Consider the following 24151-nt stretch of genomic DNA (forward strand, 5'->3'; position numbering starts at 1 on the left):
TGTCAAACCATCCCATGCATGAAGAACTCGACCGATACGCTGAAAAACTCAGCAAAGCCCTTTATCTGGGCAACCGCCAATGGATTGATGTCGGTCAACCGAGGGGCTGGGCCAGGGGTTTACGTTCAAGCCAGGTAGCCCTAAGGGAGGATGAGCATGGCCAAGAGATTCCCTACAAACCCTCGCCACCCCGAGCGTATCTGCTGGGGTTGCGACCTGTACTGCCCGGCCAAGGCGCTAGCCTGTGGCAATGGCGCAGACCGGACCATGCATCCGGTGGAGCTGTTTGGCGAAGATTGGGATAGCTTCGAGGGCCATTTGGAGAAGCCGGTTGATGCAGGGCACGCGGCAGAGCCCAGCTGAGAGAGGGCCGCTTGCGAGCGGGCTTACCCCCGAAACACCGTGGTGGATGGCACGGGCTTCGCCCGTGTTCGCGGGCGAGCCCGCTCCCACAGTGATCGCGCTCGCTTTCAGATGTTTTGCAATTCAGTTGCCCCGACAGATACTGCATAAACCTGAGGTCTGCGCGGTACCTGTGGGAGCGGGCGTGCCCGCGAAGAGTCCAACGCGGTGCATGGCACCGGCTTCGCCGGTGTTCGCGGCTAAAGCCGCTCTCACAGTGATCGCGCTAGCGCTTAGGTGTTATGCAAGACAGTTGCTCCCACAGGGACCGCGCGCAGACCTGTGGGAACGGTTGGTCAGAACGCAGTACTTACCGTCAACGACAGGTTACGCGGGTCGCCGTAGATCGCTCCGGCATAGAACCCGTATTGGGTGTAGTAGTGCTTGTCGAACAGGTTGTTGGCGTTGAGGCTGACGCTGGTTTCATCGGTCAGCTGGTACTTGGCCATGGCATTCCAGATGGCATAACCGGACCAGTTCACATCAGTGGCCCCATTGCTCACACCGTTGGTGGGCTGGCCGGCCGGGCTGGAAATGGCGCGGATGTTGGTTTGCGCAGTCACGCCGGCGCCCAGGGTCAGGCGGTCGAGCGGGCCGCTGAGGCGGTAGGTGGTCGAGGCCTTGAACAAGTGCGACGGGTCGCTGCGGCCATCGCTGTCGACGCGACGGAAGTGCAGGTAGGTGTAGCCGGCATACACGTTCCAGTTGGGCGTCAGCGCGCCTGCCACTTCCAGGTCGATACCGTCGGTTTCCACGCCAGAGCCCGCCTTGTAGGCGCTGGCCCCGGTCGGTGTGGTCAGGTCGCCGTCCAGCACGGCTTTGTTTTCCTGCTTGGTGCGGAAGTACGCCGCCGAGGCGTTCAGGCGGCCATCGAACCACTCACCCTTGATACCTGTTTCGTAGCTTTGCCCACGAATCGGCTCGACCTTGCTGCCGCTGCTGGTTTCAGATGTTTGCGGGGTGAAGATGTCGGTGTAGCTGGCGTATACCGAGTAGTTGTCATTGAGGTCGTACACCGCGCCCAGGTAGGGGGTGACGATGCCGTTCTCTTCCTGACTGCTGCGCTCGCCGGCCACGCTGCGGGTGACCGAAGAATAGTTGCTGGTGCGCACGCCAACGATCACCGACAGCGGGTCGCTGATGCTCAGGCGGGTGGCGGCGTACATGCCCTGCAGGCGGGTGGTGGTCTTGCTGTGAAGGCCGGTGCGTGAGGCGATGATGTCGTAGTCGTCATCCACGCCATTGCGCCAGTCGGTGACCGGGAAGCCGTTATTGGCGCGGAACTGGCAACCCAGTGCAGGCGCGCTGGCCATGCCATCGCCGACCATGGTGCAGGTGTACTGGGGCGACCAGCCGACGGTGCGGCTGTCGTTGTAGCCGACCATGGCCTGGTGGGTGCGGCCGAACAGCTGGAACGGGCCGGACAGGTCGATCTGCGCCGACTGCTGGGTGGTGTCGCTGGAGCTGTGCAAACCGTTCAGCACCGCGCCGCTGCCGTCCTGGTCCCAATAGCCGCCGTAGCTGCCGCGCCCAGCAGAGTTCACCTTGGCAAGGCCGCGGTGGTTCAAGGCTTCGGTAGTCGCCTGGGCGGCTTTCAGGTCCAGGGTCCAGTCGTTGTCGAAGCGGTGCTGGAGCGAGCCGAACGCGGTACGGGTGGTGTACTCGCCAAAGCTCCAGCTGGGCACCACGTTGGTGCTGCGCGGCAAATCGGTCTTGCTACCGTCGCGGTACCAGATGGGGATGTTCGCCCCCCAGCCGCCGCCGACAACCTTGTTGTACTCATACTGGTAACCGGCGCCCAGGGTAGTGGCGTCGTCCAGGTCGAACTCGAAATTGGCCAACGCGGCGCGAGAGCGCTCGGACTGGTTGTCGCGGAACGAGTTGGCGTCCTGCTGGGTCATCACGAATCGCGAACGCAGGCGGCCATCCTCGGACAGGGGCAGGTTCAGGTCCGCACCCAGGCGACGCTTGTCCCAGCTGCCGTACGTGGCGTAGGCGCTGCCGCCGAATGTCTTGGTCGGTGCCTTGCGGATCAGGTTGACGGTGGCCGAGGGGTCGCCGGTGCCGCCCAGCAGGCCGTTGGCACCGCGCACGATGTCGATGCGTTCGTACAGGTCCATATTCAGTGCGTTGCCACTGCCGCTGAAGTCGGAACCGCCCTGGGTCTGCAGGCCGTCGACCTTCCAGTTGCTGATCGAATAGCCCCGGGCACGGTAGTCGGTACGCCCACCCACCTCGGACTTGTTGGCCGTTACGCCTGGCGTGGTTTCCAGCGCCTGCTCGATGGTGTGTATGTCGCGGTCATCCATCTGCTGGCGGGTAATGGTGGTGACCGATTGCGGCGTCTGGCGTGGCGTCAGCGCCAGGCCGGTGGAGCTACGGGTGCTCTCGACCGTGTAGCCTAGCTGGCCAGCATCGTCGGTCGGCAGCAGAGCGCTGTCTTCGATCTGTGTGGCGTCCAGCTCCAGGGGTTTGCCGTCGGCAGCGACGGCCCCGCCACTGATGGCGAGGGCAACGAAGAACGCCACCGGCTTGAGGCGATTGCCACTTTGGCTGATAGGGGTGAACACTTTCGGGATGCACTTGGGATTCATTTGGGAAGGCTTCGTATTTGCAGATGATTTTTTGTTAGGATTCTAGGGATCGGCCCTCCAGGCTCCAGACCCGACATGTACGGGCATGTAATTGAACGTAACGAGCGCCACCGGCCCTCACCGAACAGGTGTTTTTCCGCATGAGCACGACCTTGCTGGTTGTCGACGATGACGACGAGATCCGCGAACTTCTTTGTGATTACCTGACAGATGCCGGCTATAACGTGCTGGCTGCTGCCGACGGCGAGCAAATGCGCGAACAGCTGGCGCGGACGAAGGTGGACCTGGTGGTGCTCGACCTGATGCTGCCCGGCGAAGATGGCCTTAGCCTGTGCCGCCAGTTGCAGGCGACGCCAGGCCTGGCGGTGATCATGCTGTCGGCCAAGGGCAGCACGCTGGACCGCATCATCGGCCTGGAAGTGGGTGCCGACGACTACCTGGCCAAACCTTTCGAGCCGCGTGAGCTGATCGCCCGGATCAAGGCCGTGCTGCGTCGCCCGCAACGCCTGGACACTCCCGCCGAAGAGCCCGCCGTGGCGGACGCCCAGCTGTTTGCAGGCTTTCGCCTTGAACACGTCAAGCGTCTGCTCACCCGCCCCGATGGCGAAACCCTGACCCTGCCGCGCTCGGACTATCGCGTGCTGCGCGAACTGCTGGAAGCCAACAACCGGGTGGTTTCCCGCGACCAGCTGACCCGCAGCGCGTTTGGCCGCGACCACCTGCCCGACGACCGTTCGGTGGACATGTGCGTCAGCCGCCTGCGCCAGCAACTACGCCGTGCGCCGGCGGCGGCCGCGCAAATCCTCACCATCCGCAATGAAGGCTACCTGCTGAGTATCGCCAACCTCGCGGCCGATGCCTGACATGCGCTGGCTTCGCCGGCTGTGGCCGCGCACCCTGTTTGGTCAGCTGCTGCTGATCATGGTCAGCGGCACGCTGGTGATCCAGTTGATGTCGAGCAGCATCTGGTTCGATGTGCGTTTCGCCCAGGTGCTCGAGGCGCCCATTCGCCTGATCGCCGCGCGCAGTGCACCATTGATCGCCCAGGCCAGTTGCCACGCCGGCACGCTGAAGGTGCCCGCCCACTATCAGTTGCACTGCGCCGAAACGCTACCCACGCCCGAACATGACGAGCGACGGGGGCGCAGGCGCGTCGAGCTGTTGCTGCAGCAGGCCCTCAGGTACGAACTGGGGCATGCCCAGGACGTGCGCCTGCTGAAGGTGCGGCTGACCGATGAGCTGGGTCAGCCGATTGTCTGGCGCAGCCTGTTCGGCCTGCGCACGGCCCAGGCGCATGTGCAGTTCGCGGTGCCGTTGGCCGACGGCTGCTGGCTGACCATCGAGGGCCAGGAACTGCAGGGCTGGAGTGGCGAATCGGCCTGGGTGCTGATCAGCGACTACCTCTTGCGGGTGTATGCGCTGCGGATTGTCGCGGTATTGCTGGTGTGCCTGATTGCCGTGCGCCTGTGCCTGCGCCCGTTGCGACGGCTGGCCGACGCAGCGCGCGGCCTGGGCGGCAACCTCGAGCAGCCTCCCCTGGCGCTGGATGGCCCGGAGGAAGTGCGCCAGGCGGCCCAGGCGTTCAACGCCATGCAGCAGCGGCTGATTGCCATGGTCAATGACAAGGCCTACTTCCTGGCCGCCGTGTCCCACGACCTGCGCACCCCGCTGACCCGCATGCGGCTGCGCCTGGAGCGGCTACCGGACGACGAACATCGCCAGCGCCTGCGGCAGAACATTACGCAGATGGACGACATGATTGGCCAGGTACTCGATTACCTGCGCGCGGGCGAGCAGCTGAATTTGCAGCAGGTGGACCTGGACCGGCTGGTGGCACGCCAGTGCGCCGAGTTGGCCAGCGCCGAAGAACCGTTGGCGGTGCATGGCCAGGCGGGCAGCTTGCGGGCAGATGCTTTGCTGTTGCAGCGCTGCCTGCAAAATCTGTTGGTCAATGCGTTGCGCTACGCCAAGGATGTTTCGGTCACGCTGGAGCGGGCGGTAAGTGGAGTGTTCATCCATATCGACGACCGCGGGCCTGGGATCGCGCCGGAGCTGCTGGCAACCATCTCCGACCCGTTCGTGCGCGGGGAAGGCTCGCGTAACCAGGCCTCTGGCGGGTATGGGCTGGGGTTGAGCATTGCCCAGCGGATTGCCACCAGTCATGGGGGTGAGCTGATGCTGTCGAACCGCGATGGCGGTGGGTTGCGGGTCAGCATACTGCTGCCCATCTAGAGACCAGCGCGGTCCCCTGTAGGAGCGGCCTTGTGTCGCGATAGGGCTGCGCAGCAGCCCCAGATTTCAGTGTCACAGCATAAATCGCCGGGGCTGCTTCGCAGCCCGATCGCGACACAAGGCCGCTCCTACAAGGGACCGCACCGGGTTTACCGGGGCCGCGAACGCAGGAATACGCAATCAGGTAACAGTCTTTTACCGATTACCCAGGTTTTCCCCTCCGCGCCTTTGCCTATCCTATGCCCGGTCATCCTGCCTGCGATGGACCCATGAATCACTCTCTGCCCAGCCGCTACGCCTGCCTCGCCATCTGCCTGTTGTTCACCTTCGCCAGCCTGCCGCTGCTGCCCCAACATGCCTGGCTCTGGCCAATCACACTGATCACTGCCCTGCTCAGCCTGGTCGGGCTCAACGACCTGCGCCAGAGCCACCACGCCGTGCGCCGCAACTACCCGATCCTGGGCAATATCCGCTACCTGATCGAAACCATCCGCCCGGAAATCCGCCAGTACCTGATCGAGGGTGACGACGACAAGCTGCCGTTCTCCCGCTCGCAGCGCTCGCTGGTGTACGCACGCGCCAAGAACGAAAGCGCCGAGAAAGCCTTCGGCACCCTGAACGATGCCTACAAACCCGGCTTCGAATTCATCAGCCATTCGATGCTGCCAGTGGCCACGCCAGACCCGGCCTCGTTCCGCATCGCCATTGGCGGGCCGCAATGCCGCCTGCCCTACTCGGCCTCGATCTTCAATATTTCGGCCATGAGCTTTGGTGCCCTCAGCGCCAACGCCATCGCCGCCCTCAACCGCGGCGCGCGCATGGGCCGGTTTGCCCACGACACCGGCGAAGGCAGCATCAGCCCGTATCACCGTGAACACGGCGGTGACCTGATCTGGGAAATCGGCAGCGGCTACTTCGGCTGCCGCACCGCGGACGGTCGTTTCGACCCACAGCGCTTCGCCGAACAGGCCCGCTCGCCGCAGGTGAAGATGATCGAGATCAAGCTCAGCCAAGGTGCCAAGCCGGGCCACGGCGGTATTCTGCCGGGGCACAAGGTCAGCCCCGAAATTGCTGAGACCCGTGGCGTGCGCGTAGGTGAGGACTGCATCTCGCCGGCCGCGCATAGCGCCTTCCGCACACCGGTCGAGTTGCTGCAGTTCGTGGCCAGCCTGCGCGAGCTGTCGGGTGGCAAACCCGTGGGCTTCAAGTTCTGCCTGGGCCACCCGTGGGAGTTCATGGGCATTGCCAAGGCCATGCTGGCCACCGGCATCACCCCGGACTTCATCGTTGTCGATGGCAAGGAAGGCGGTACCGGCGCAGCCCCCCGCGAATTCAGCGACAACATGGGCGTGCCCATGCGCGAAGGCCTGATGTTCGTGCACAACACCCTGGTCGGCCTGAACCTGCGCTCCAGCATTCGCATTGGCGCTGCGGGCAAGATTGTCAGTGCCTTCGACATCGCCAGCGTATTGGCCATCGGCGCTGACTGGGTCAACTCGGCACGCGGCTTCATGTTCGCCATTGGCTGCATCCAGTCGCAAAGCTGCCACACCAACAAATGCCCGACCGGCGTGGCCACGCAAGACCCACTGCGCCAGCGCGCCCTGGTGGTACCGGACAAGGCCGAGCGGGTGGCCAGCTTTCATCGCAACACGCTGCACGCACTGGCCGAAATGCTGGCCGCTGCAGGCCTGGAGCACCCTTCGGAGCTCAAGCCCAAGCACCTGGCACGGCGTATCAGCCCCAGCGAAATCGGGCTGTTCTCGGACCTGCACACGTTCCTCAAGCCAGGCGAACTGCTCAGTGGGTCGATCGAAAGCGAGTTTTATGCGCGGATGTGGCGGATGGCACGTAGCGACAGTTTTGCGCCGGAAACGGGGGAACTGATGCCCGTTGCAGCAAAAGCCGTGCGCCGAAAAGAAACAGCCCCGGCATAAGCCAGGGCTGTTCGATGCTTCAGATCAGGATCAGAAGATGCTGATCGGGTACTCGACGAATACGCGGACTTCGTTGCCGTCGTCGTTGTAACCGTTCTGCTGTACGGCGTTGTTGGTACGCAGGAACGAGCTACGCAGCTTGATGGACAGGTCCTTGGCCGGGCCGTCCTGCACCACGTAACGGATCTGGTTGAAGATCTCGCGCTCTTTACCTTCGCCGAAGCCCTGTGGGTTGGCGACGTTGCGGGTGTTGATGTTGTCACCCACCACGTAGGCCAGCTTGTAGGTCAGGCCCGGAATGCCGTAGGCACCGAAGTCCAGGCCGTAGCCCAACTGCCAGGAGCGCTCGTCTTCGGCGTTGAAGTCGGACCAGTACGAGTTGGCCAGGTAGATGGTCGAACCACCGTCACCCACGCCACCGGCGTTCTGGTAGAAGCCGTAGTTGTAACCGGTGCTGCCGGTGCTGCGCTGATGCGCGAGGGTGAACGAGTGCGCACCGTACGCGTAAGTGGCTGCCAGGCTCCAGATGGTGTTGGAGTCGCCGTTCAGGCCAGCGGCTTGTACGTACTTGTTGTCGATGTCCGACTTGTAGCCGTTGAAGTCCAGGGTCAGGGACTGGTCGCTGGCGATCGGGAAGACGTAGTTCAAGCCCAGGTAGTGCTTCTTCATCACGTCTTCGTTGTCGGCGGTGTACAGCGAAGCGGTGAAGTTGTCGGTGAACTTGTAGCTGCCGCCGAAGACGTTGATCGACTTCAGGCCGCCACCGTCACGGCGCTCGGCGCTCTTGCGCGCTTCCTGAGTGAAGCGGCCGGCGTTCAGTTCCAGGCCCTCGATCTCTTTCGAGGTGATCAGGGTACCGGTGAAGCTTTCTGGCAGCAGACGCGCGTCGTCGTACTGCAGCACTGGCAGTGCTGGCATCTGGTCACCGTACTTCAGCACGGTGTTGGAGATGCGGAATTTTACTGCTGCACCACCACGGGCCAGGTTGTGTGGCGAGCTGGCGTTGCCTTCGGCGTTGGTGGTTTCGTGCGGTTTGAAGAAGTCGACGCCGCCGCCACCGTTGTGGCCTTTGCCGCCATCAAGGCGCACGGCGTACAGGCCGAATGCGTCGACGCCGACGCCCACGGTGCCCTGGGTGAAGCCGGAGGAGAAGTTGGCGATGAACGCCTGGCCCCATTCGATCTGGTCGTCGGTGCCGTGCTTCTTGTCACGGTTGATGTAGGCGTTGCGCAGAAGGACGTTGGCGTGGCTGTCCTCGATGAAGCCCTTGCTGTCGGCCTGGTCATTGGCCTGTGCCTGGGTCGCGGCGATCATCGCCAAGGCGACCAGGCTGATCCTGGTTTTCAACATGTTATTTTCCTTATTTCTTAATCAAAAACGCTCTGCACTATGACGCCAGGAACCAACGCCCCTTCGTAGGTTCGACGCTATGCGGATCCCGCCGGGTGGGTCAGCCGGTAAGTACACGGCAGCCCTCGGCAGCAGCATGGCCAAGAACATGGCCAGCAGGCGTTGGCCGAATCCTAGCCGTGTGCGATTACAAATGTCAAAAAATCGTGAAATGCAGGTTGATATAACCAAAATTATCGGCAGAGCCGGTGCATTTCCACGCAGGTTTGCGCTGTCAGCGGGCATTTTATCTTGTGTGGGAAATTGCCTTTTGATCGGTCAGACAATTTCCCGAGAGCAGGCAAACCGAGGCCGCAGAGGCTGTTACAAAGAGATACATATGTAAAGACAAGCCTTTACAAATACCCAAGCAAGAGTAAATAGCAAGCATTACCATTCGCGCCTTCTTTTTCACTTGCCCGGTCCGGATGTGCCCATGCTTGTACCCTGCCGCCTTTCCCCCATGACGCTTGGCCTGTCGCTGCTGTTCAGCGCCAGCCTGGCCAGTGCCGCCACCACCACGCTGCCAGAGTCGTCGGTTACCGCCGACAGCGAACGCGAAAAGGACAACCCGCGCGTCAAGGAGGTGAGCACCGCCACCCGCACCTCGACGCCGGTACGCTATGTGCCGCAGGCCATCGACACGGTGAAAACCGCCAATGTGCTGGACTACGGCAGTAACACCCTCGGCAAGGCGCTGGAGGGTATCCCCAACGTCAGCAGCGGCGCCGACACCCGCTTCGACAGCGTGCGCATCCGCGGCTTCGAGGCCAGCAACGACTTCTACCTGGACGGCATTCGCGACGACAGCCAGTACATCCGCGACCTGCACAACATCGAGCGGGTCGAGGTGCTGAAGGGGCCGGCGGCGGTGCTGTATGGCCGTGGCAGCCAGGGCGGCATCGTCAACCGGGTCAGCAAGGCTCCGGAGCAGGGCCGCCGTTCGAGCATCGAAGCACAGGCCGGTAGCGAAGACCTGCGCAGCCTGTATGCAGACCTCAGCGCCGACCCCAGCGACACTGTCAGCCTGCGCCTGAACATGGGCAACCAAGACAACAACAGCTTCCGCGATGGTATCGACGGCAGCCGCCAGCTGTTCGCCCCGTCGGTCAGCTGGCAAATCACCCCCGACCTGAACTGGCTGGTGCAGTACGAATACAGCCGCTACAACCGTACGCCCGACCGGGGCATCCCCGGGGTGAATGGCCGCCCGGCCGACGTCAGCCGCAGCACCACCTACGGCGACCAGCGCGACTACATCGATGATCGCGCTCAGTCCCTGCGCTCACGCCTGAACTACCAGCTGAACGAAACCTGGCAGCTGCGCCATACTCTGGGCCTGTTCAAGCTCGACAGCGAGTTCGACAACACCTACGTCACGGGCTACAACGCCAGCACCAATATCCTGACCCGCCAGCGCTGGCAGCAGGACCTGAACACCCGCAACCTGTTCAACAACCTGGAGGCCGAGGGCGACTTCGACACCCTGGGCCTGGAGCACAAGCTGCTGCTGGGCCTGGAGATTGGCAACCAGAAGCGAGACCCTGTGCTGTATACCGCTGGTAGCCAGACGCTGCCGGGCTTGAGCCAACCCAACCGTAGTCAGCAGCACAACGGCCGCCTGGTGCTGTCGAGTGACAACCACACGGTGGTCGATAGCCGCGGTATTTATCTGCAGGACCAGATCCGCCTGAACGATCAATGGCAGATCCTTGCCGGGGTGCGCTTCGACCAGTTCGAGGTTGAAACCACCAACATGCGCAACCTGTCCGAGTCGCAGGACAGCAACAGCACCAGCCCACGCCTGGGCGTGGTGTACACACCGTGGCGTGACCATTCGTTCTACGCCTCGTGGAGCAAGACCTTCTCGCCGGTGGGCGGCGGCCTCATCGGCATTACTCCGGGTTCGCAGGGCAACACCAACGACACCAAGCCGGAGGAAACGCGCCAGAAGGAAATCGGGGTGAAGAGCGACTGGCTCGACCAGCGCCTGAGCACCACGGTGGCCATCTACGAGCTGGAGCTGTACAACCGCCGCACCCGCGACCCGCTCATCCCGGAAAACATCTTGCTCAGCGGCCTGCAGCGTTCGCGCGGCATCGAGTTGACGGCCACTGGCAACATCGTCGGCAACTGGTATGTACGCGGCGGCATCGGCCTGCAGGATGCGATCATCGTCAAGGACAACAACGGCCAGGAAGGCAACCGTATCAACGACGTGGCCAAGCGCAACGCCAGCCTGTTCGTGACCTGGAAACCAGAGCTGGGCTGGTACGCCGAAACCGGCGTTACGCTGGTAGGTGAGCGTTATGCGGACAACCAGAACACCACGGTGTTGCCAGGGTACGGCCGTTGGGATGCGCTGGCGGGGTACCGTACCCATGACTGGGATGTGCGGGCGGCGTTGAGCAATATTGCCGACAAGACCTACTACAGCTCGGCGACCAGTGCGGCGCAGATTCAGGTGGGGGACCCGCGTAGCCTGGTGGTCACGGGTAGCTACAGCTTCTAGCCCTCCCATGGAATGACAGGGTCAATTGTAGGAGCGGCCTTGTGTCGCGATGGGCTGCACAGCAGCCCCAGCAATCTGTGCTGAGATTGCGATATTGGGGCTGCTGCGCAGCCCATCGCGACACAAGGCCGCTCCTACACGATTGCGTGCAACCTTCAGGCATTGACGGTATCGATGTCAGTGCCACACCGCCATCAGCGCCTGCATTTCTGCTTCGCTGATCAGCCCTTGGGGGTAGCGCCCGGCAAGCAGACGTCGTGGGTCGGTCGTCCTGCCCCTGATGCTTCCATGGTGTTTCAACCACTTCGCCACAACCTTGAGCGACTGGTGATTCACTGCCGATGGGCGCAAAGCCGACTCACTTGCTGCGTTCATGTCTACACGTACTCCCTGGCCCGTGAGCGGCTAATTTACGTAGGTAATGTTACAGATCCGAGAGCGCGGCCCGGCCGAGCTATCTGCTTGAAAAACAATACAAAACGTATGCCAGCCTGGGCGCCGGATGTCGCCCGAAAAAAAAGGCCCGTCAAATGACGGGCCTTTTTCATTCAAGATGCGTTCAACGCTTGACCGGCGCCGGCTGCTGCTGAGTCAGGCAGTGGATGTTGCCGCCACCCAGCAACAATTCGCGACCAGGGATCATCACCACTTCGTGGTCAGGGAAGATCTTTGCCAGGATCGCTCTGGCTTCGGCATCTGCCGGGTCGTCGAAGCTTGGCGCAATGATGCCGCCGTTGACGATCAGGAAGTTCACGTACGAACCGGCCAGGCGCACCGACGGGTCTCGCTCCTGGCTGCCGGCCACCTGATCGACACCGGCACACTCTTCAGCGGTGGCAAACAGCGGGCCCGGGATCGGCATCTTGTGCACGATGAACTCGCGGCCCTTGGCATCGCGGGTGTTCTTCAACACCTCCATGGCCGCGTGGCAGCGCGCATAGTTGGGGTCGTTGGAATCATCGGTCCAGGCCAGTAACACTTCACCCGGGCGCACGTAACAGCAGAAGTTGTCGACGTGGCCGTCGGTTTCGTCGTTGTACAGGCCATCCGGCAGCCACACGACGGTGTCGACCGCCAGCTGATCGCGCAGCACCGCTTCGATCTGTTCGCGGTTCAGGTGCGGGTTGCGGTTACGGTTGAGCAGGCATTCCTCGGTGGTGATCACGGTGCCCTCACCGTCCACGTGGATCGAACCGCCTTCCAGCACGAAGCCCTCAGTCTGGTAGCGCTGGCAGCGCTCCATTTCCAGCACCTTGGCGGCCAGTTCCTCATCGCGGTTCCACGGCGCGTACAGGCCGCCGTCGAAGCCGCCCCAGGCATTGAAGCCCCAGTCCACACCACGCACCTCACCCTGGTCGTTGATGACGAAGGTTGGGCCGGTATCACGCACCCAGGCGTCGTCGTTGCTGATTTCGACCACGCGAATGTTTGGCTGGTCGAGCTGGCGACGGGCATTTTCGTACTGGCCGGCGGAGGCCGCGACGGTCACAGGTTCGAAGCGGGCAATGGCCTTGGCCAGGGTCACATGCGCAGCCTGCGCCGGCTTGCCGCCCAGGCGCCAGTTGTCCGGGCGCTCCGGCCAGACCATCCACACCTGGGTTTGCGGGGCCCACTCGGCGGGCATGTGGAAACCATCGGCACGGGGCGTGGAGTTGAGGGTTTTCATGGGTGACCTCTGTGATGGCCCTGAGCCGGAGTGTGCTGGGGCGTTTGCCAATTTATAACCGATATATATCGATATTTGAAGCCCGATAGTCGGTAATTTGTGGAGAACCAGGCACAGTTAAATCGATAACAATCGGACCTTGTAAACGCTTGCCTGGTGCCGCTACCGGTCTGACGTCTACCATAGCCACACCTTATGCATCCTGTTGCATTGGCATGCGGAAAATTCCAGCGGGGCCGACTAGGGTCATTACTTGGGCAACGGGCCAGCGAGCCACTATGAACATTATTCCTACCGCAATCCCTGAGGTACTGATCATCGAACCGAATGTGTTCGGTGACAGCCGAGGTTTTTTCTTCGAGGCATTCAACGCGCGTGAGTTCGCACGGCAAACCGGCGTGCGCACCGAGTTCGTGCAGGACAACCACTCGCGCTCCATCAAGGGTGTGCTGCGCGGGCTGCACTATCAGGTGGAAAACACCCAGGGCAAGCTGGTACGGGTGGTGCACGGGGAAATCCGCGATGTCGCCGTGGACGTGCGCAAAAGTTCGCCAACCTTCGGCCAATGGGTCGCCGTGCAGCTGTCGGCCGACAATCACCGCCAGCTGTGGATTCCGCCCGGTTTCGCCCACGGTTTTGCGGTGGTGAGCGAATCGGCAGAGTTCCTCTACAAGACTACCGACTACTACAACCCCGGCGCCGACCGCTGCATCCGCTGGGACGACCCGCAACTGGCCATCGACTGGGGGCTGCAGCAGCCACCGGTGCTGTCGGACAAGGACAAGGTCGGCTTGCCACTGGCAGAGGCGGAACTGCTGCCTTAACTAGCGCATAATTGCGTCAGACTTTTCTGGCGCATTTACGTGATGATTGCAAAACCCACGCCCCCACGCCGTCCCCGCTGGCGCAGCCTGGCCCTGTTGGCCCTGTGCCTGGCCCCGTTACTGTGGCCCCTGCATCATTTGGCCGAACGCTACTACCAGGAAGAGCTGGCCTCGCAGAACCGCCAGACCCTCGACCTGTACGTCGCCAACCTGCTCGGCACCCTGCACCGCTACGAAACCTTGCCGCAGATCCTCGGCGACCTGCCGGCGCTGCGTGGCGTGCTGGCCGACCCGTTCCGCCTGGAAGCGGTGACCAACGCCAACCGCCTGCTCAAGGGCATCGTGCAGCAGACCGGTGCCGAGGTGATGTACCTGATGGACGTCAGCGGCAACACCCTGGCGGCGTCCAACTGGGACAAGCACGACAGCTTCGTCGGCCGCAACTTCGCCTTCCGCCCCTACTTCAACGAAGCCATGGCCGGCCACCTGGGCCGCTTCTTCGGCCAGGGCACCACCTCGGCCAAGCGCGGCTACTTCTTTGCCGCAGCTGTGCGGGACCGCGAGCGGATTGTTGGCGTGCTGGTGGTCAAGGTCGACCTCGACCACACCGAAACCCTCTGGGGCCGCACCCCCGAGCAACTGCTGCTGACCGACCACAATGGCGTGGTCATCCTGACGTCGCGGCCCGACTGGCGCTTCCGCTCCACCCGCACACTGACCGAGGCCGAGCGCCAGGCCATCATCGCCATCCAGCCCTACCCGACCCAAGCCCCGCAACCGCTGGTGCTCAACCCGGACGCCTGGATCACCCAGACCCGCGACATCAAGGAAACCGGCTGGCAGGTCAGCATCCTCGCCCCGCGCATGCTGGTCGATCGCTCGGTGCAAACGGTGATGGCCATCGGTGCCGGTACGCTGCTGGTAGTGATGCTGCTGGCCGGCCTGGTGATGCAACGGCGGCGCCACTACATCGACCGCATCGACTTCGAAGCCCGTGGCCGCCAGGAGCTGGAAAAGCGTGTGGCAGAACGTACCGCCGACCTTGAAGGCCTGAACACCCGGCTGAAAAATGCCGTGCTGGAACGCGAGAACGCCCAGCAGGAAGCGGTGCGCGCCCAGGACGAACTGGTGCAGGCCGGCAAACTGTCAGTACTGGGCACCATGTCGGCCAGCATCAGCCACGAACTCAACCAGCCGCTGGCCGCCATCCGGAGCTACGCGGAAAACGCCGAAATCCTGCTGGACCACCAACGCACCGATGACGCCCGCGGCAACCTCAAGCTGATCGGCGAGCTGACCGGGCGCATGGCCTCGATCATCGCCCACCTGCGCGCCTTCGCGCGCCGCGACCGCCATGCCCCGGAAAGCGTGGCCTTGCAGCCAGCCCTGGACGATGCCCTGGCACTGCTGGCCAAGCGCCGCCGGGCAATGGCCGTGGAGCTGATCCGCGACCTGCCGGAGGCAACCTTGTGGGTACAAGCCGGTGAAACCCGCCTGCGCCAGGTGCTCGGCAACCTGCTGGCCAATGCCCTCGACGCCCTGACCGAAAAGGCCAACCCGCGCCGTTTGTGGCTAAGTGCCGAGCAGCGCGATGACTGCGTCTACCTGTACATCCGCGACAACGGCCCCGGCTTCAGCCGCCAGGCCCTGGAGCATGCCAAGGAGCCGTTCTTCACCACCAAGACCCGCACCCAGGGCCTGGGCCTGGGCCTGGCCATCTGCGAAAGCCTGATGCGCGCCCTGGGCGGTGAACTGCTGCTGGCCAACCACCCGGAAGGTGGCGCACTGCTGACCCTGCAGCTGCGTGTGGCCGCGCCTGGCGCTACTTTGCCCAATTCGGAGGACTCCTCGGCATGACCACCGAGACACTGATCGACAGCCAAGCCCAGGTCATTCTGGTGGACGATGACCCGCACCTGCGCCAGGCGCTGAGCCAGACCCTGGACCTGGCCGGGCTCAAGGTGGTCGCCCTGGCCGATGCCCAAGGCCTGGCCGAGCGTATCGAGGCCGACTGGCCCGGTGTGGTGGTCAGCGACATCCGCATGCCCGGTATCGATGGCCTGCAACTGCTGGAGCAACTGCACGGCCGCGACAGCGAGCTGCCGGTGCTGCTGATCACCGGCCATGGCGATGTGCCGCTGGCGGTGCAGGCGATGCGCGCCGGGGCTTATGATTTTCTGGAAAAACCCTTCGCCACAGACGCCCTGCTCGACAGCGTGCGCCGCGCCTTGGCCCTGCGCCGCCTGGTGCTGGACAACCGCAGCCTGCGCCTGGCACTGAGCGACCGCCAGCAACTGGCCACCCGCCTGGTCGGCCATTCGCCATCCATGCTGCGCCTTCGCGAGCAAATCGGTGCCCTGGCCGGCACCCGCGCCGATGTGCTGATACTGGGTGAAACCGGCGCGGGCAAAGAGGTGGTGGCCCGCGCCCTGCACGACTTGTCCAGCCGCCGCGACGGCCCGTTCGTGGCGATCAACGCCGGTGCGCTGGCCGAGTCGGTGGTGGAAAGCGAGCTGTTCGGCCATGAGCCCGGCGCCTTCACCGGCGCGCAAAAACGCCGTATCGGCAAGTTCGAGTTCGCCAACGGCGGCACGCTGTTCCTCGACGAAATCGAGAGCATGAGCCTGGATGTACAGGTAAAACTGCTGCGCATGTTGCAGGAACGGGTGGTCGAGCGGCTGGGCGGCAACCAGCTGATCCCGCTGGATATCCGCATCATTGCCGCGACCAAGGAAGACCTGCGCCAGTCCGCCGACCAGGGGCGCTTTCGTGCCGACCTGTATTACCGCCTGAACGTCGCGCCGCTGCGTATACCACCGCTGCGCGAGCGCGGCGATGACATCCTGGTGCTGTTCCAGCACTTCGCCGACGCCGCCAGCCAGCGCCATGGCCTGCCGCCGCACACCTTGCAGCCGGCGCAGCGTGCCGTGCTGTTGCGTCACCCCTGGCCAGGCAATGTGCGCGAGCTGCAAAACGCCGCCGAGCGTTTCGCCCTTGGCCTGGAGCTGGCCCTGGACGGCCAGGCGCCGCCGGCGTCAGCACCTGCTGTGCCAGTGCTGAGCGGCAACCTCAGCGAACAGGTCGAGCAGTTCGAACGCTCGCTGATCGCTGCCGAACTGGCCCAGCCACATAGCTCCATGCGCAGCCTGGCCGAGGCGCTGGGCATCCCCCGCAAGACCCTCCACGACAAGCTGCGCAAGCACAGCTTGAGCTTTGACGGCGGCAGCGGCGGGCATGACGACCAAGAGGACCACCGTTGATGAACACCGATAGCCAGTACCTGCAGTCCGTACTGCACAGCGATATCCCCCTGACCCGCGAAATGGGCCTGGAAGTGATCGATTGGCAGCAGCACACCCTGCGCCTGCAACTGCCGCTGGCGGCCAACGTCAACCACAAGAGCACCATGTTTGGCGGCAGCCTGTACTGCGCCGCCGTGCTGGCGGGCTGGGGCTGGCTGCACCTGCGCCTGCGAGCGCTGGGAATCGATGATGGGCACATCGTTATCCAGGAAGGGCAGATCAGTTATCCGCTACCGGTTACCGATGCGGCGGTGGCGCGGTGTGCCGCGCCCGACGAAAAGACCTGGGAGCGATTCCTGGCCATGTACCAGCGCCGTGGGCGGGCGCGGTTGACGTTGGAAACCACGGTGAGCAATGCCGGCAGTGACGAGCCTGCAGTGAAATTCAGCGGCCAGTACGTGCTGCACCGCTAATGCGACTAACACGGCCCCTGTAGGAGCGGCCTTGTGTCGCGATAGGGCCGCAAAGCGGCCCCGGCAATTTCGGTGGCGAAGCTGAAACCTTGGGGCCGCGCTGCGGCCCGATCGCGACACAAGGCCGCTCCTACAGGAGGTGTGCTGCTAGATCAGGCTCAGGAAGGCCTGGCGCCATGCAGCATTGGCGGGCAACGCCAGGAAATACGGATTTAGCAGCGACTCACGCGGCGGGTACCGGAACGGCAAGCCATCCAGCCCGATCACTTCGCCGCCGGCCCCTTCCACCACACCCTGCGCCGCCGCCGTGTCCCACTGCGAAGTCGGCGCCAGGCGCGGATAGCAGTCTGCGCTACCCTCAGCCAACAGGCAGAACTTCAACGAGCTGCCAATATTGGCCAGCTCCAGCTCACCCACCGCAGCCCCAAGGCCGGCCAACAGCGCTTCCTGCTCCGGGCTGGAATGCCGACGGCTGGCCACCACGGTAAAACGCTCGCCCTGCGCGGGTGCGTTGCGTACCTGGATCGGCTGGGCTGCCTCACCGGCATCCGCACGCCAGGCCCCCATGCCGCGCCCACCAAAATAGCAGCGCCCATTGGTGGGCATCGACACCACGCCAAACACCACCTCGCCGTTTTCAACCAGGGCAATGTTGACCGTGAACTCCTCGCTGCCGGCAATGAACTCCTTGGTGCCGTCCAGCGGGTCGACCAACCACCAGCGGCTCCAACCCTCACGCTCGGCCAGCGCAATATTGCAGTCTTCCTCGGACAGCACCGGAATGTGCGGCGCCAGCGCCAGCAGGCCATCGGCAATCACCCGGTGCGCTGCCAGGTCGGCGGCGGTCACCGGCGAATCGTCGGCCTTGTTGGTCACGGCCACGTCGGCACGCCAGAACGGCAGGATCGCCTCGCCTGCGGTCAGTGCCAGCTTGACCACTTCGTGCATCAGTTGCAGGTCGTTCATAGCTCCAGCAGCCCCCGCTGGATCATCAGGTCACGGGCCAGGTACAGCGCCGCCAGGGCGCGGCCCTCGGTGAACTGTGGGTGCATGGCCAATGCCGACAACTCGCGCAGGTTGACCTTGTCGACCCGCATCGGCTCTGGCTCATCGCCTTCCATGCGCTCTTCGTACAGGTCGGTGGCCAGCACTACCTGGATCTTCTGGCTCATGTAGCCCGGCGACAGCGAAAGCTCGGTCAGATGCTCCAGCTGGCGTGCGCCAAAACCGGCTTCTTCCTTGAGCTCCCGGTCGGCTGCCGCCAGCACATCCTCGCCCGGCTCGATCAGGCCCTTGGGCAACGACAGCTCGTATTCATCGGTGCCGCCGCAGTATTCCTCCACCAGCACGGCATGCTCGGCGTCGAGCATGGCCACGATCATCACCGCGCCGTAGCCGTTACCCCGGCCCACCAAACGCTCGTAGGTACGCTCAGTGCCATTGCTGAAGCGCAATTGCACGGCTTCGACGCGGAACAGACGGCTGCTTGCGACGATTTCGCGGCTGAGGACGGTGGGTTTCTGGCGCATGGGGCGGCTCCTTGGCGTGAACGGGTTACTATACCGTGGCTAGCCGACTGATCGAGAGTTTCCCATGCCTGTTATTCCCTGGTCTGCCATCGATACCGTCCTGCTGGACATGGACGGCACCCTGCTCGACCTGCATTACGACAACCGCTTCTGGCTGGAACACCTGCCCCAGCGCTATGCCGAGCTGCACGGGGTGAGCCGGACCATGGCGGAAATGGAGCTGCAGCCACTGTTCGAGCGCAATGCCGGCACGCTGAACTGGTATTGCCTGGATTTCTGGAGCCGCGAGCTGCGCCTGCCAATCCGTGAGTTGAAGCTGGAAATCGCCGACCTGATCGCCCTGCGCCCAGACGCCGATACCTTCCTGGCGGCAATCCGCAAGGCGGGCAAACGCGTGGTGATGATCACCAATGCTCACCGCGACTCGCTGTCGCTGAAGCTGGAGCGGGTGGAACTGGCACCGTATTTCGAACGGCTGATAAGCTCGCACGATTATGGCTACCCGAAGGAAAGCCCGCAGTTCTGGGATGCCTTGCAGGCGGATATTGGCTTTGAGCCGGGGCGCAGCCTGTTTATCGATGACACGCTGTCGATTCTGCGCAGCGCGCGGCGGTTTGGTGTGGGGCACTTGCTGGCAGTGCGCCAGCCAGATAGCCAGGCAGGGCCGCGGGATACCGAAGAGTTTGCGGCGGTCGAGGATTACCGGGACTTACTGGCAGGCTTGTAGGAGCAGCCTTGTGCTGCGAAGAGGCCGGTATGACAGAAAATTGTCTGTGACAATACCGGCCTCTTCGCAGCACAAGGCTGCTCCTACAGGCACTTCACCGCCATTGAAAGCAGTGCAACAACTGTGGGACGAAGATTACTCAGGAATACGCAGCACCTGCCCCGGGTAGATCTTGTCCGGGTGCGACAGCATCGGCTTGTTGGCCTCGAAAATCTTGTTGTACTGGTTGGCGTTGCCATAAACCACGACTGAAATGGCCGATAGCGTGTCGCCCTTTTTCACGGTAACGAACCGAGCCGCCTTCACCACTGGCCCCGTCACGGTGATCTGGTCATCCACGCTGGCCACACCATGGATGTTGCCGGCTGCAAGAATGATCTTCTCCTTCTCTTCCTGGCTGGCCACTTCACCCTTGAGGGTGATCGTGTCTCCCTCTACAGTGGCGGTGATGTTCGGGTTGCCCAGGCCGACACTTTCCACGTGTTTCTTCAGTTGCTCTTCGGCATTGGCGTTACCGGGGGTGAGCAGGTCGATCAACTTCTCGCCGGCTTCCTTCACGAAACTGAACAGGCTCATTGCGCTCTCCTTGTTGACGAAACCTCGGACACAGGAGTCTAGGCCAGCTTTTCCACTCCTGCCCCAGTGCGACCAATCGACGCGGTCTATCAAGGCATAGACCCTAGCGATTAGACGCAGCCGGCCCGCAAGCCTAGGCTTGTGCTATCAGAAAGCCGCCGGTATTCAACACCCCGATGAACAGCAAACCTCCGGTCTGCGCGGCCTCATCGCCCTTGTCCATGCCCGCCGCCAGCAATACCTACGATTACGTCCAACTCAGCGACGCCCAACGCGACAGCACCCCGCTGGCCGAAGAAGTGGCCCTGGCCATTGTCTACAACGGCCTCAACCAGGCAGTGATGCTGGTAAGCCCCACCGACCTGGAAGACTTCGCCGTCGGCTTCAGTGTGGGCAGCGGCATTGTCGAAGGCACCGCAGAAATCTACGACCTGAAGCTCTCCGGCAGCGGTTCGGCGATGTACGCCGACCTGGAAATTTCCAGCCGGGCGTTCTGGAACCTTAAAAACCAGCGCCGCCAACTGGCCGGCACCAGTGGCTGCGGCCTGTGTGGGGTCGAAGCCCTGGAGCAGGCGCTGCCGGACCTGGCCGTACTGCCGGGTGCACCCCTGCCCCCGGCCCAATGGCTGGTCGGCCTGCGCGAACGCATCGATGCCTTCCAGCCGCTGGGCCAGCATTGCGGGGCTGTGCATGCCGCACTGTTCATGGACCGCCATGGCGAGTTGCTGCTCGGCCGCGAAGACATTGGCCGGCACAACGCCCTCGACAAGCTGATCGGCGCCCTGCTGCGCCAAGGCATCGACAGCCAGGGTGGCCTGGCCATCGTCACCAGCCGCTGCAGCCTGGAGCTGATCCAGAAAGTACTGCGTGCCGGCATCCAGACCCTGGTCAGCCTGTCGGCGCCCACCGGCCTTGCCCTGCAATGGGCACGCAAGCACAACCTCAACCTCATCCATCTGCCCAAGCACAGCGCACCGCGGGTCTACAGCCCGGCGGCGGAGTCGTAATACCCGTGACCTCCTACCAGCACCTCCCGGACAACGCCCCAGCCTCCCCCCCTCGCTACAAGCCCTACCACGGCCCCGCCGGTGGCTGGGGCGCGCTGCGCAGCGTGGCCAAGGCCTGGGTCGGCAGCGACAACGCGCTGAAGAACATTCGCGCGCTGCTAAAGACCAACCAGAATGGCGGCTTCGACTGCCCGGGCTGCGCCTGGGGCGATTCGCCGGAAAGCGGCATGGTCAAGTTCTGCGAAAACGGCGCCAAGGCAGTGAACTGGGAGGCGACCAAGCGCCGCGTCGATGCGGCTTTCTTCGCCCGTTACAGCGTCACCTCGCTGCTGCAGCAGAGCGACTACTGGCTGGAGTACCAAGGGCGGCTGACCGAACCGATGGTCTACGACGCGCCCAGCGACCGGTACCTGCCAATCAGCTGGGATGCCGCCTTCGCCCTGATCGCCCGCGAGCTGAACGCGCTGACCACGCCGGACCAGGCCGAATTTTATACCTCGGGGCGCGCCAGCAACGAAGCGGCGTACCTGTACCAGTTGTTCGTGCGTGCCTACGGCACCAACAACTTCCCCGACTGCTCGAACATGTGCCACGAGGCCAGTGGTGTGGCCCTGGGGCAAAGCGTCGGGGTTGGCAAAGGCACCGTCACCTTCGACGACTTCGAGCATGCCGACACGATTTTCGTCTGGGGCCAGAACCCCGGCACCAACCACCCGCGCATGCTCGACCCGCTGCGCGATGCGGTGAAGCGTGGCGCCCAGGTGGTGTGCGTAAACCCGCTGAAAGAACGTGGCCTGGAGCGCTTCCAGCACCCGCAGAACCCGCTGGAGATGCTGACCAACAGTGACCGGCCGACCAACACTGCGTTCTTCCGCCCGGCACTGGGCGGCGACATGGCGATGCTGCGCGGCATGGCCAAGTTCGCCCTGCAATGGGAACGCGAAGCCCAGGTCAAAGGCGAACCGGCCGTGTTCGACCATGCTTTCATTGCCGAACATGGCCATGGCGTCGACGACTACCTGGCGGTGGTGGATGACACGCCGTGGGAGCACATCCAGGCGCAGTCCGGCCTGACGCTGGCCGACATCGAGTTGGCCGCGCGCATGTACTGCCGTGGCAAGCGGGTAATCATGTGCTGGGCGATGGGCATCACCCAGCATCGCCATTCGGTGCCGACCATCCAGGAAATCGTCAACCTGCAAATGTTGCGCGGCAACATCGGCGCACCCGGCGCCGGCCTGTGCCCGGTGCGTGGCCACAGCAACGTGCAGGGCGACCGCACCATGGGCATCAACGAGCGCCCGCCGGTGGCCCTGCTTGACGCCCTCGAAAAGCGTTTTGGCTTCACCGTGCCCCGGCACAACGGCCACAACACTGTCGAAGCAATCCACGCCATGCTCGACGGCCGCGCCAGAGTATTCATCGGCCTGGGCGGCAACTTTGCCCAAGCCACACCCGACACCGAACGCACCGCGCAGGCGCTGCGCAATTGCGCGCTGACCGTACATATCAGCACCAAGCTCAACCGCAGCCACCTGGTGCACGGCAAGCAGGCGCTGATCCTGCCGTGCCTGGGCCGCACCGACATCGACCTGCAGGCCGACGGGCCACAAGCGGTGACGGTGGAAGACTCGTTCAGCATGGTGCACGCCTCCAACGGTCAGCTGAAGCCGCTGTCGACGCAGATGCGCTCGGAACCGGCAGTGGTTGCCGGCATCGCCGCCGCTACCCTGGGCAAGCAACCGGTGGACTGGCACTGGCTGGTGGCCGACTACGACCGCATCCGCGACCTGATCGGCGATACCATCGCCGGCTTCAGCGGTTTCAACCAGCGCCTGCAACACCCAGGCGGCTTCTACCTGGGTAACAGCGCGGGGAGCCGCGAATGGAAGACCAGCACCGGCCGCGCCAACTTCAAGGCCAACCTGCTGCCGGATTCGTTGCTCGATGAGCGCGTGCGCGCCAGTGGCCAGCTGCCGGACCTGATCATGCAGTCGATGCGCTCGCACGATCAGTACAACACCACCATCTACGGCCTGGACGACCGCTACCGGGGCGTGCGCGGCCAGCGCGAGGTGCTGTTCGCCAACGAAGCCGACATCATCCGCCTGGGCTTCCAGCCGGGGCAGAAGGTCGACATCGTGTCGCTGTGGGGGGATGAACATGTGCGCCGGGTGCAGGGCTTTACCCTGCTGGCCTTCGATATCCCGGCCGGGCAGGCAGCGGCGTATTACCCCGAAGTGAACCCGCTGGTGCCGCTGGAGAGCATTGGCGACGGCAGCCATACGCCGACATCGAAGTTCATTGCCATCAAGCTGGAGCGGGCACGGGACGACGGGCGTATCCTGTAGAAACGAAAAAAGCCCTGTTCCATGGCGGTTCAGGGCTTTGTCATAAAGGTCTGAGACAGCCGAAAATCGATTAAGTTTCACAGCAAATACAGTAACTTAGCGAATTGTGTACAACTCGTGTTACTCGTCGGATTTCCGTTGCCAGCCACGCCGCTTAGCCTCAAATTCGCCTCGTCATCCCTATGAGGCTCTCTTGATGAAGAAGTACTCCTCGATTCTGTTGTTGTCTTTCAGCTTGCTCAGCGGCGTTGCCATGGCCGGTGGCAATACCGAGGCCGGCATTGGCGGCGCATTGGGTGGGGTACTCGGCTCCGTAGTGGGCAACTCCATCGGTGGTAGCACTGGCGGCGCCATTGGTGCCGGTCTGGGCGGCGCAGCCGGCGGTGCCCTGGGTGCCGACAAGCGCCAGCGTGGCGAGGCCGCTATCGGCGGCGCACTGGGCGCAGCAGGCGGTAACGTGGTCGGTCGCTCGGTGGGCGGCACCACCGGTAGCTACATTGGTGCAGCAGCCGGCGGTGGTGCCGGTGGTGCGCTGGGTAACTACATGGGCAACAAGGCCGACGAAGACGAGCGCCATGAAGACCGCCGCTACCGTCGCGGCTACGACGACCGTCGCCACTACGATCGCGGCCGCCACTACGGCCACCGCAAGCACAAGCGCCACTGGCGCGACTGATGCCTGAGGGCCCT

Annotated in this window: 20 protein-coding genes and 1 pseudogene; 13 read left to right on the forward strand and 8 right to left on the reverse strand. The window is 63.5% G+C overall.

The annotated features are described in order from the left end of the window. Window positions 1-2: 2 nt before the first annotated feature. Window positions 3-77, reverse strand: a pseudogene (locus tag ABI582_RS10670) (helix-turn-helix domain-containing protein); the annotation flags it as partial. 79 nt (window positions 78-156) lie between these two features. On the opposite strand from ABI582_RS10670, the gene ABI582_RS10675 reads away from it, so the two are divergent. Continuing rightward, entirely contained in the window at window positions 157-363 is a 207-nt protein-coding gene (locus ABI582_RS10675; RefSeq protein ID WP_191087164.1) for a DUF3079 domain-containing protein, read from the forward strand. Between the two features lie 335 nt (window positions 364-698). On the opposite strand, the gene ABI582_RS10680 is transcribed toward ABI582_RS10675, so the two are convergent. Next, window positions 699-2996, reverse strand: coding sequence for a TonB-dependent siderophore receptor (locus ABI582_RS10680; RefSeq protein ID WP_442119153.1), 2298 nt, complete (start codon window positions 2994-2996; stop codon window positions 699-701). A 140-nt stretch (window positions 2997-3136) separates the two neighbouring features. Between ABI582_RS10680 and ABI582_RS10685 the strand changes: the two genes are divergently transcribed. From ABI582_RS10685 to ABI582_RS10695, 3 genes are all read left to right on the forward strand, one after another. Further along, the gene (locus tag ABI582_RS10685) at window positions 3137-3859 is read left to right on the forward strand and encodes a response regulator (protein ID WP_442119154.1); all 723 of its coding nucleotides are present in this window, start codon (window positions 3137-3139) and stop codon (window positions 3857-3859) included. Between the two features lies 1 nt (window position 3860). Then, window positions 3861-5228, forward strand: a complete 1368-nt coding sequence (locus ABI582_RS10690; protein WP_442119155.1) for an ATP-binding protein — start codon at window positions 3861-3863, stop codon at window positions 5226-5228. Between the two features lie 269 nt (window positions 5229-5497). Continuing rightward, window positions 5498-7165 carry an FMN-binding glutamate synthase family protein gene (locus ABI582_RS10695; RefSeq protein ID WP_442119156.1) on the forward strand — a complete coding sequence of 556 codons (1668 nt, stop codon included), beginning with the start codon at window positions 5498-5500 and terminating at the stop codon, window positions 7163-7165. Between the two features lie 30 nt (window positions 7166-7195). Here the strand turns inward: ABI582_RS10695 and ABI582_RS10700 are convergent, their stop codons facing one another. Next, window positions 7196-8515: an OprD family porin gene (locus ABI582_RS10700; RefSeq protein WP_059394988.1), complete on the reverse strand. Its 1320-nt coding sequence runs from the start codon at window positions 8513-8515 to the stop codon at window positions 7196-7198. 475 nt (window positions 8516-8990) lie between these two features. Between ABI582_RS10700 and ABI582_RS10705 the strand changes: the two genes are divergently transcribed. After that, entirely contained in the window at window positions 8991-11066 is a 2076-nt protein-coding gene (locus tag ABI582_RS10705; protein ID WP_442119157.1) for a TonB-dependent receptor, read from the forward strand. A gap of 177 nt (window positions 11067-11243) precedes the next feature. On the opposite strand, the gene ABI582_RS10710 is transcribed toward ABI582_RS10705, so the two are convergent. Together ABI582_RS10710 and aguA are read right to left on the reverse strand one after the other, a co-directional pair. Next, complete coding sequence (locus ABI582_RS10710; protein ID WP_442119158.1) at window positions 11244-11441, reverse strand: hypothetical protein; 198 nt, start codon at window positions 11439-11441, stop codon at window positions 11244-11246. A gap of 184 nt (window positions 11442-11625) precedes the next feature. Then, on the reverse strand, window positions 11626-12732 hold the full coding sequence (gene aguA, locus ABI582_RS10715) for an agmatine deiminase (protein ID WP_016497575.1): 1107 nt from the start codon (window positions 12730-12732) through the stop codon (window positions 11626-11628). Between the two features lie 278 nt (window positions 12733-13010). On the opposite strand from aguA, the gene rfbC reads away from it, so the two are divergent. Genes rfbC through ABI582_RS10735 form a run of 4 tightly spaced genes read left to right on the forward strand, consistent with a single transcriptional unit; the run spans window position 13011 to window position 17271 of the window. After that, the gene (gene rfbC, locus ABI582_RS10720; RefSeq protein WP_442119159.1) at window positions 13011-13556 is read left to right on the forward strand and encodes a dTDP-4-dehydrorhamnose 3,5-epimerase; all 546 of its coding nucleotides are present in this window, start codon (window positions 13011-13013) and stop codon (window positions 13554-13556) included. Window positions 13557-13598: 42 nt separating this feature from the next. Continuing rightward, the gene (locus tag ABI582_RS10725) at window positions 13599-15413 is read left to right on the forward strand and encodes a sensor histidine kinase (protein WP_442119214.1); all 1815 of its coding nucleotides are present in this window, start codon (window positions 13599-13601) and stop codon (window positions 15411-15413) included. Then, a complete protein-coding gene (locus ABI582_RS10730; protein ID WP_368977529.1) occupies window positions 15410-16816 on the forward strand; it encodes a sigma-54-dependent transcriptional regulator in 1407 nt (468 codons plus the stop codon). Before ABI582_RS10725 ends, ABI582_RS10730 begins: the two co-directional genes overlap by 4 nt. After that, window positions 16816-17271 (forward strand): thioesterase domain-containing protein, encoded by a 456-nt coding sequence (locus tag ABI582_RS10735; RefSeq protein ID WP_442119160.1) that lies wholly within the window; start codon window positions 16816-16818, stop codon window positions 17269-17271. Before ABI582_RS10730 ends, ABI582_RS10735 begins: the two co-directional genes overlap by 1 nt. A 147-nt stretch (window positions 17272-17418) precedes the next feature. Here ABI582_RS10735 and cysQ read toward each other — a convergent pair whose 3' ends face one another. Both cysQ and nudE read right to left on the reverse strand, forming a co-directional pair. After that, window positions 17419-18237, reverse strand: coding sequence for a 3'(2'),5'-bisphosphate nucleotidase CysQ (gene cysQ, locus ABI582_RS10740; RefSeq protein WP_442119161.1), 819 nt, complete (start codon window positions 18235-18237; stop codon window positions 17419-17421). Then, a complete protein-coding gene (gene nudE / locus ABI582_RS10745; protein ID WP_442119162.1) occupies window positions 18234-18800 on the reverse strand; it encodes an ADP compounds hydrolase NudE in 567 nt (188 codons plus the stop codon). The genes cysQ and nudE overlap by 4 nt, the downstream gene beginning before the upstream one ends. A gap of 64 nt (window positions 18801-18864) precedes the next feature. On the opposite strand from nudE, the gene yrfG reads away from it, so the two are divergent. Next, on the forward strand, window positions 18865-19527 hold the full coding sequence (gene yrfG / locus ABI582_RS10750; protein ID WP_442119163.1) for a GMP/IMP nucleotidase: 663 nt from the start codon (window positions 18865-18867) through the stop codon (window positions 19525-19527). A gap of 135 nt (window positions 19528-19662) precedes the next feature. Here yrfG and lysM read toward each other — a convergent pair whose 3' ends face one another. Further along, window positions 19663-20103, reverse strand: a complete 441-nt coding sequence (gene lysM, locus ABI582_RS10755) for a peptidoglycan-binding protein LysM (RefSeq protein WP_338745788.1) — start codon at window positions 20101-20103, stop codon at window positions 19663-19665. Window positions 20104-20279: 176 nt separating this feature from the next. On the opposite strand from lysM, the gene fdhD reads away from it, so the two are divergent. From fdhD to ABI582_RS10770, 3 genes are all read left to right on the forward strand, one after another. Next, window positions 20280-21110, forward strand: coding sequence for a formate dehydrogenase accessory sulfurtransferase FdhD (gene fdhD / locus ABI582_RS10760; protein ID WP_442119164.1), 831 nt, complete (start codon window positions 20280-20282; stop codon window positions 21108-21110). A 5-nt stretch (window positions 21111-21115) separates the two neighbouring features. Then, complete coding sequence (locus ABI582_RS10765; RefSeq protein ID WP_442119165.1) at window positions 21116-23461, forward strand: FdhF/YdeP family oxidoreductase; 2346 nt, start codon at window positions 21116-21118, stop codon at window positions 23459-23461. Window positions 23462-23657: 196 nt separating this feature from the next. Next, window positions 23658-24137: a glycine zipper domain-containing protein gene (locus ABI582_RS10770; protein WP_258654660.1), complete on the forward strand. Its 480-nt coding sequence runs from the start codon at window positions 23658-23660 to the stop codon at window positions 24135-24137. Window positions 24138-24151: the final 14 nt, after the last annotated feature.

This window comes from Pseudomonas sp. SAS7, assembly GCF_052112345.1.
GTDB classification, from domain to species: domain Bacteria; phylum Pseudomonadota; class Gammaproteobacteria; order Pseudomonadales; family Pseudomonadaceae; genus Aquipseudomonas; species Aquipseudomonas putida_Q.

Excerpts from the sequence above, each read along its gene's own strand:
- ABI582_RS10675 (WP_191087164.1), top strand. The coding sequence starts at position 157 with ATGGCCAAGAGATTCCCTACAAACCCTCGCCACCCCGAGCGTATCTGC.
- ABI582_RS10680 (WP_442119153.1), bottom strand. The coding sequence starts at position 2,996 with ATGAATCCCAAGTGCATCCCGAAAGTGTTCACCCCTATCAGCCAAAGT.
- ABI582_RS10685 (WP_442119154.1), top strand. The coding sequence starts at position 3,137 with ATGAGCACGACCTTGCTGGTTGTCGACGATGACGACGAGATCCGCGAA.
- ABI582_RS10690 (WP_442119155.1), top strand. The coding sequence starts at position 3,861 with ATGCGCTGGCTTCGCCGGCTGTGGCCGCGCACCCTGTTTGGTCAGCTG.
- ABI582_RS10695 (WP_442119156.1), top strand. The coding sequence starts at position 5,498 with ATGAATCACTCTCTGCCCAGCCGCTACGCCTGCCTCGCCATCTGCCTG.
- ABI582_RS10700 (WP_059394988.1), bottom strand. The coding sequence starts at position 8,515 with ATGTTGAAAACCAGGATCAGCCTGGTCGCCTTGGCGATGATCGCCGCG.
- ABI582_RS10705 (WP_442119157.1), top strand. The coding sequence starts at position 8,991 with ATGCTTGTACCCTGCCGCCTTTCCCCCATGACGCTTGGCCTGTCGCTG.
- ABI582_RS10710 (WP_442119158.1), bottom strand. The coding sequence starts at position 11,441 with ATGAACGCAGCAAGTGAGTCGGCTTTGCGCCCATCGGCAGTGAATCAC.
- aguA (WP_016497575.1), bottom strand. The coding sequence starts at position 12,732 with ATGAAAACCCTCAACTCCACGCCCCGTGCCGATGGTTTCCACATGCCC.
- rfbC (WP_442119159.1), top strand. The coding sequence starts at position 13,011 with ATGAACATTATTCCTACCGCAATCCCTGAGGTACTGATCATCGAACCG.
- ABI582_RS10725 (WP_442119214.1), top strand. The coding sequence starts at position 13,599 with ATGATTGCAAAACCCACGCCCCCACGCCGTCCCCGCTGGCGCAGCCTG.
- ABI582_RS10730 (WP_368977529.1), top strand. The coding sequence starts at position 15,410 with ATGACCACCGAGACACTGATCGACAGCCAAGCCCAGGTCATTCTGGTG.
- ABI582_RS10735 (WP_442119160.1), top strand. The coding sequence starts at position 16,816 with ATGAACACCGATAGCCAGTACCTGCAGTCCGTACTGCACAGCGATATC.
- cysQ (WP_442119161.1), bottom strand. The coding sequence starts at position 18,237 with ATGAACGACCTGCAACTGATGCACGAAGTGGTCAAGCTGGCACTGACC.
- nudE (WP_442119162.1), bottom strand. The coding sequence starts at position 18,800 with ATGCGCCAGAAACCCACCGTCCTCAGCCGCGAAATCGTCGCAAGCAGC.
- yrfG (WP_442119163.1), top strand. The coding sequence starts at position 18,865 with ATGCCTGTTATTCCCTGGTCTGCCATCGATACCGTCCTGCTGGACATG.
- lysM (WP_338745788.1), bottom strand. The coding sequence starts at position 20,103 with ATGAGCCTGTTCAGTTTCGTGAAGGAAGCCGGCGAGAAGTTGATCGAC.
- fdhD (WP_442119164.1), top strand. The coding sequence starts at position 20,280 with ATGAACAGCAAACCTCCGGTCTGCGCGGCCTCATCGCCCTTGTCCATG.
- ABI582_RS10770 (WP_258654660.1), top strand. The coding sequence starts at position 23,658 with ATGAAGAAGTACTCCTCGATTCTGTTGTTGTCTTTCAGCTTGCTCAGC.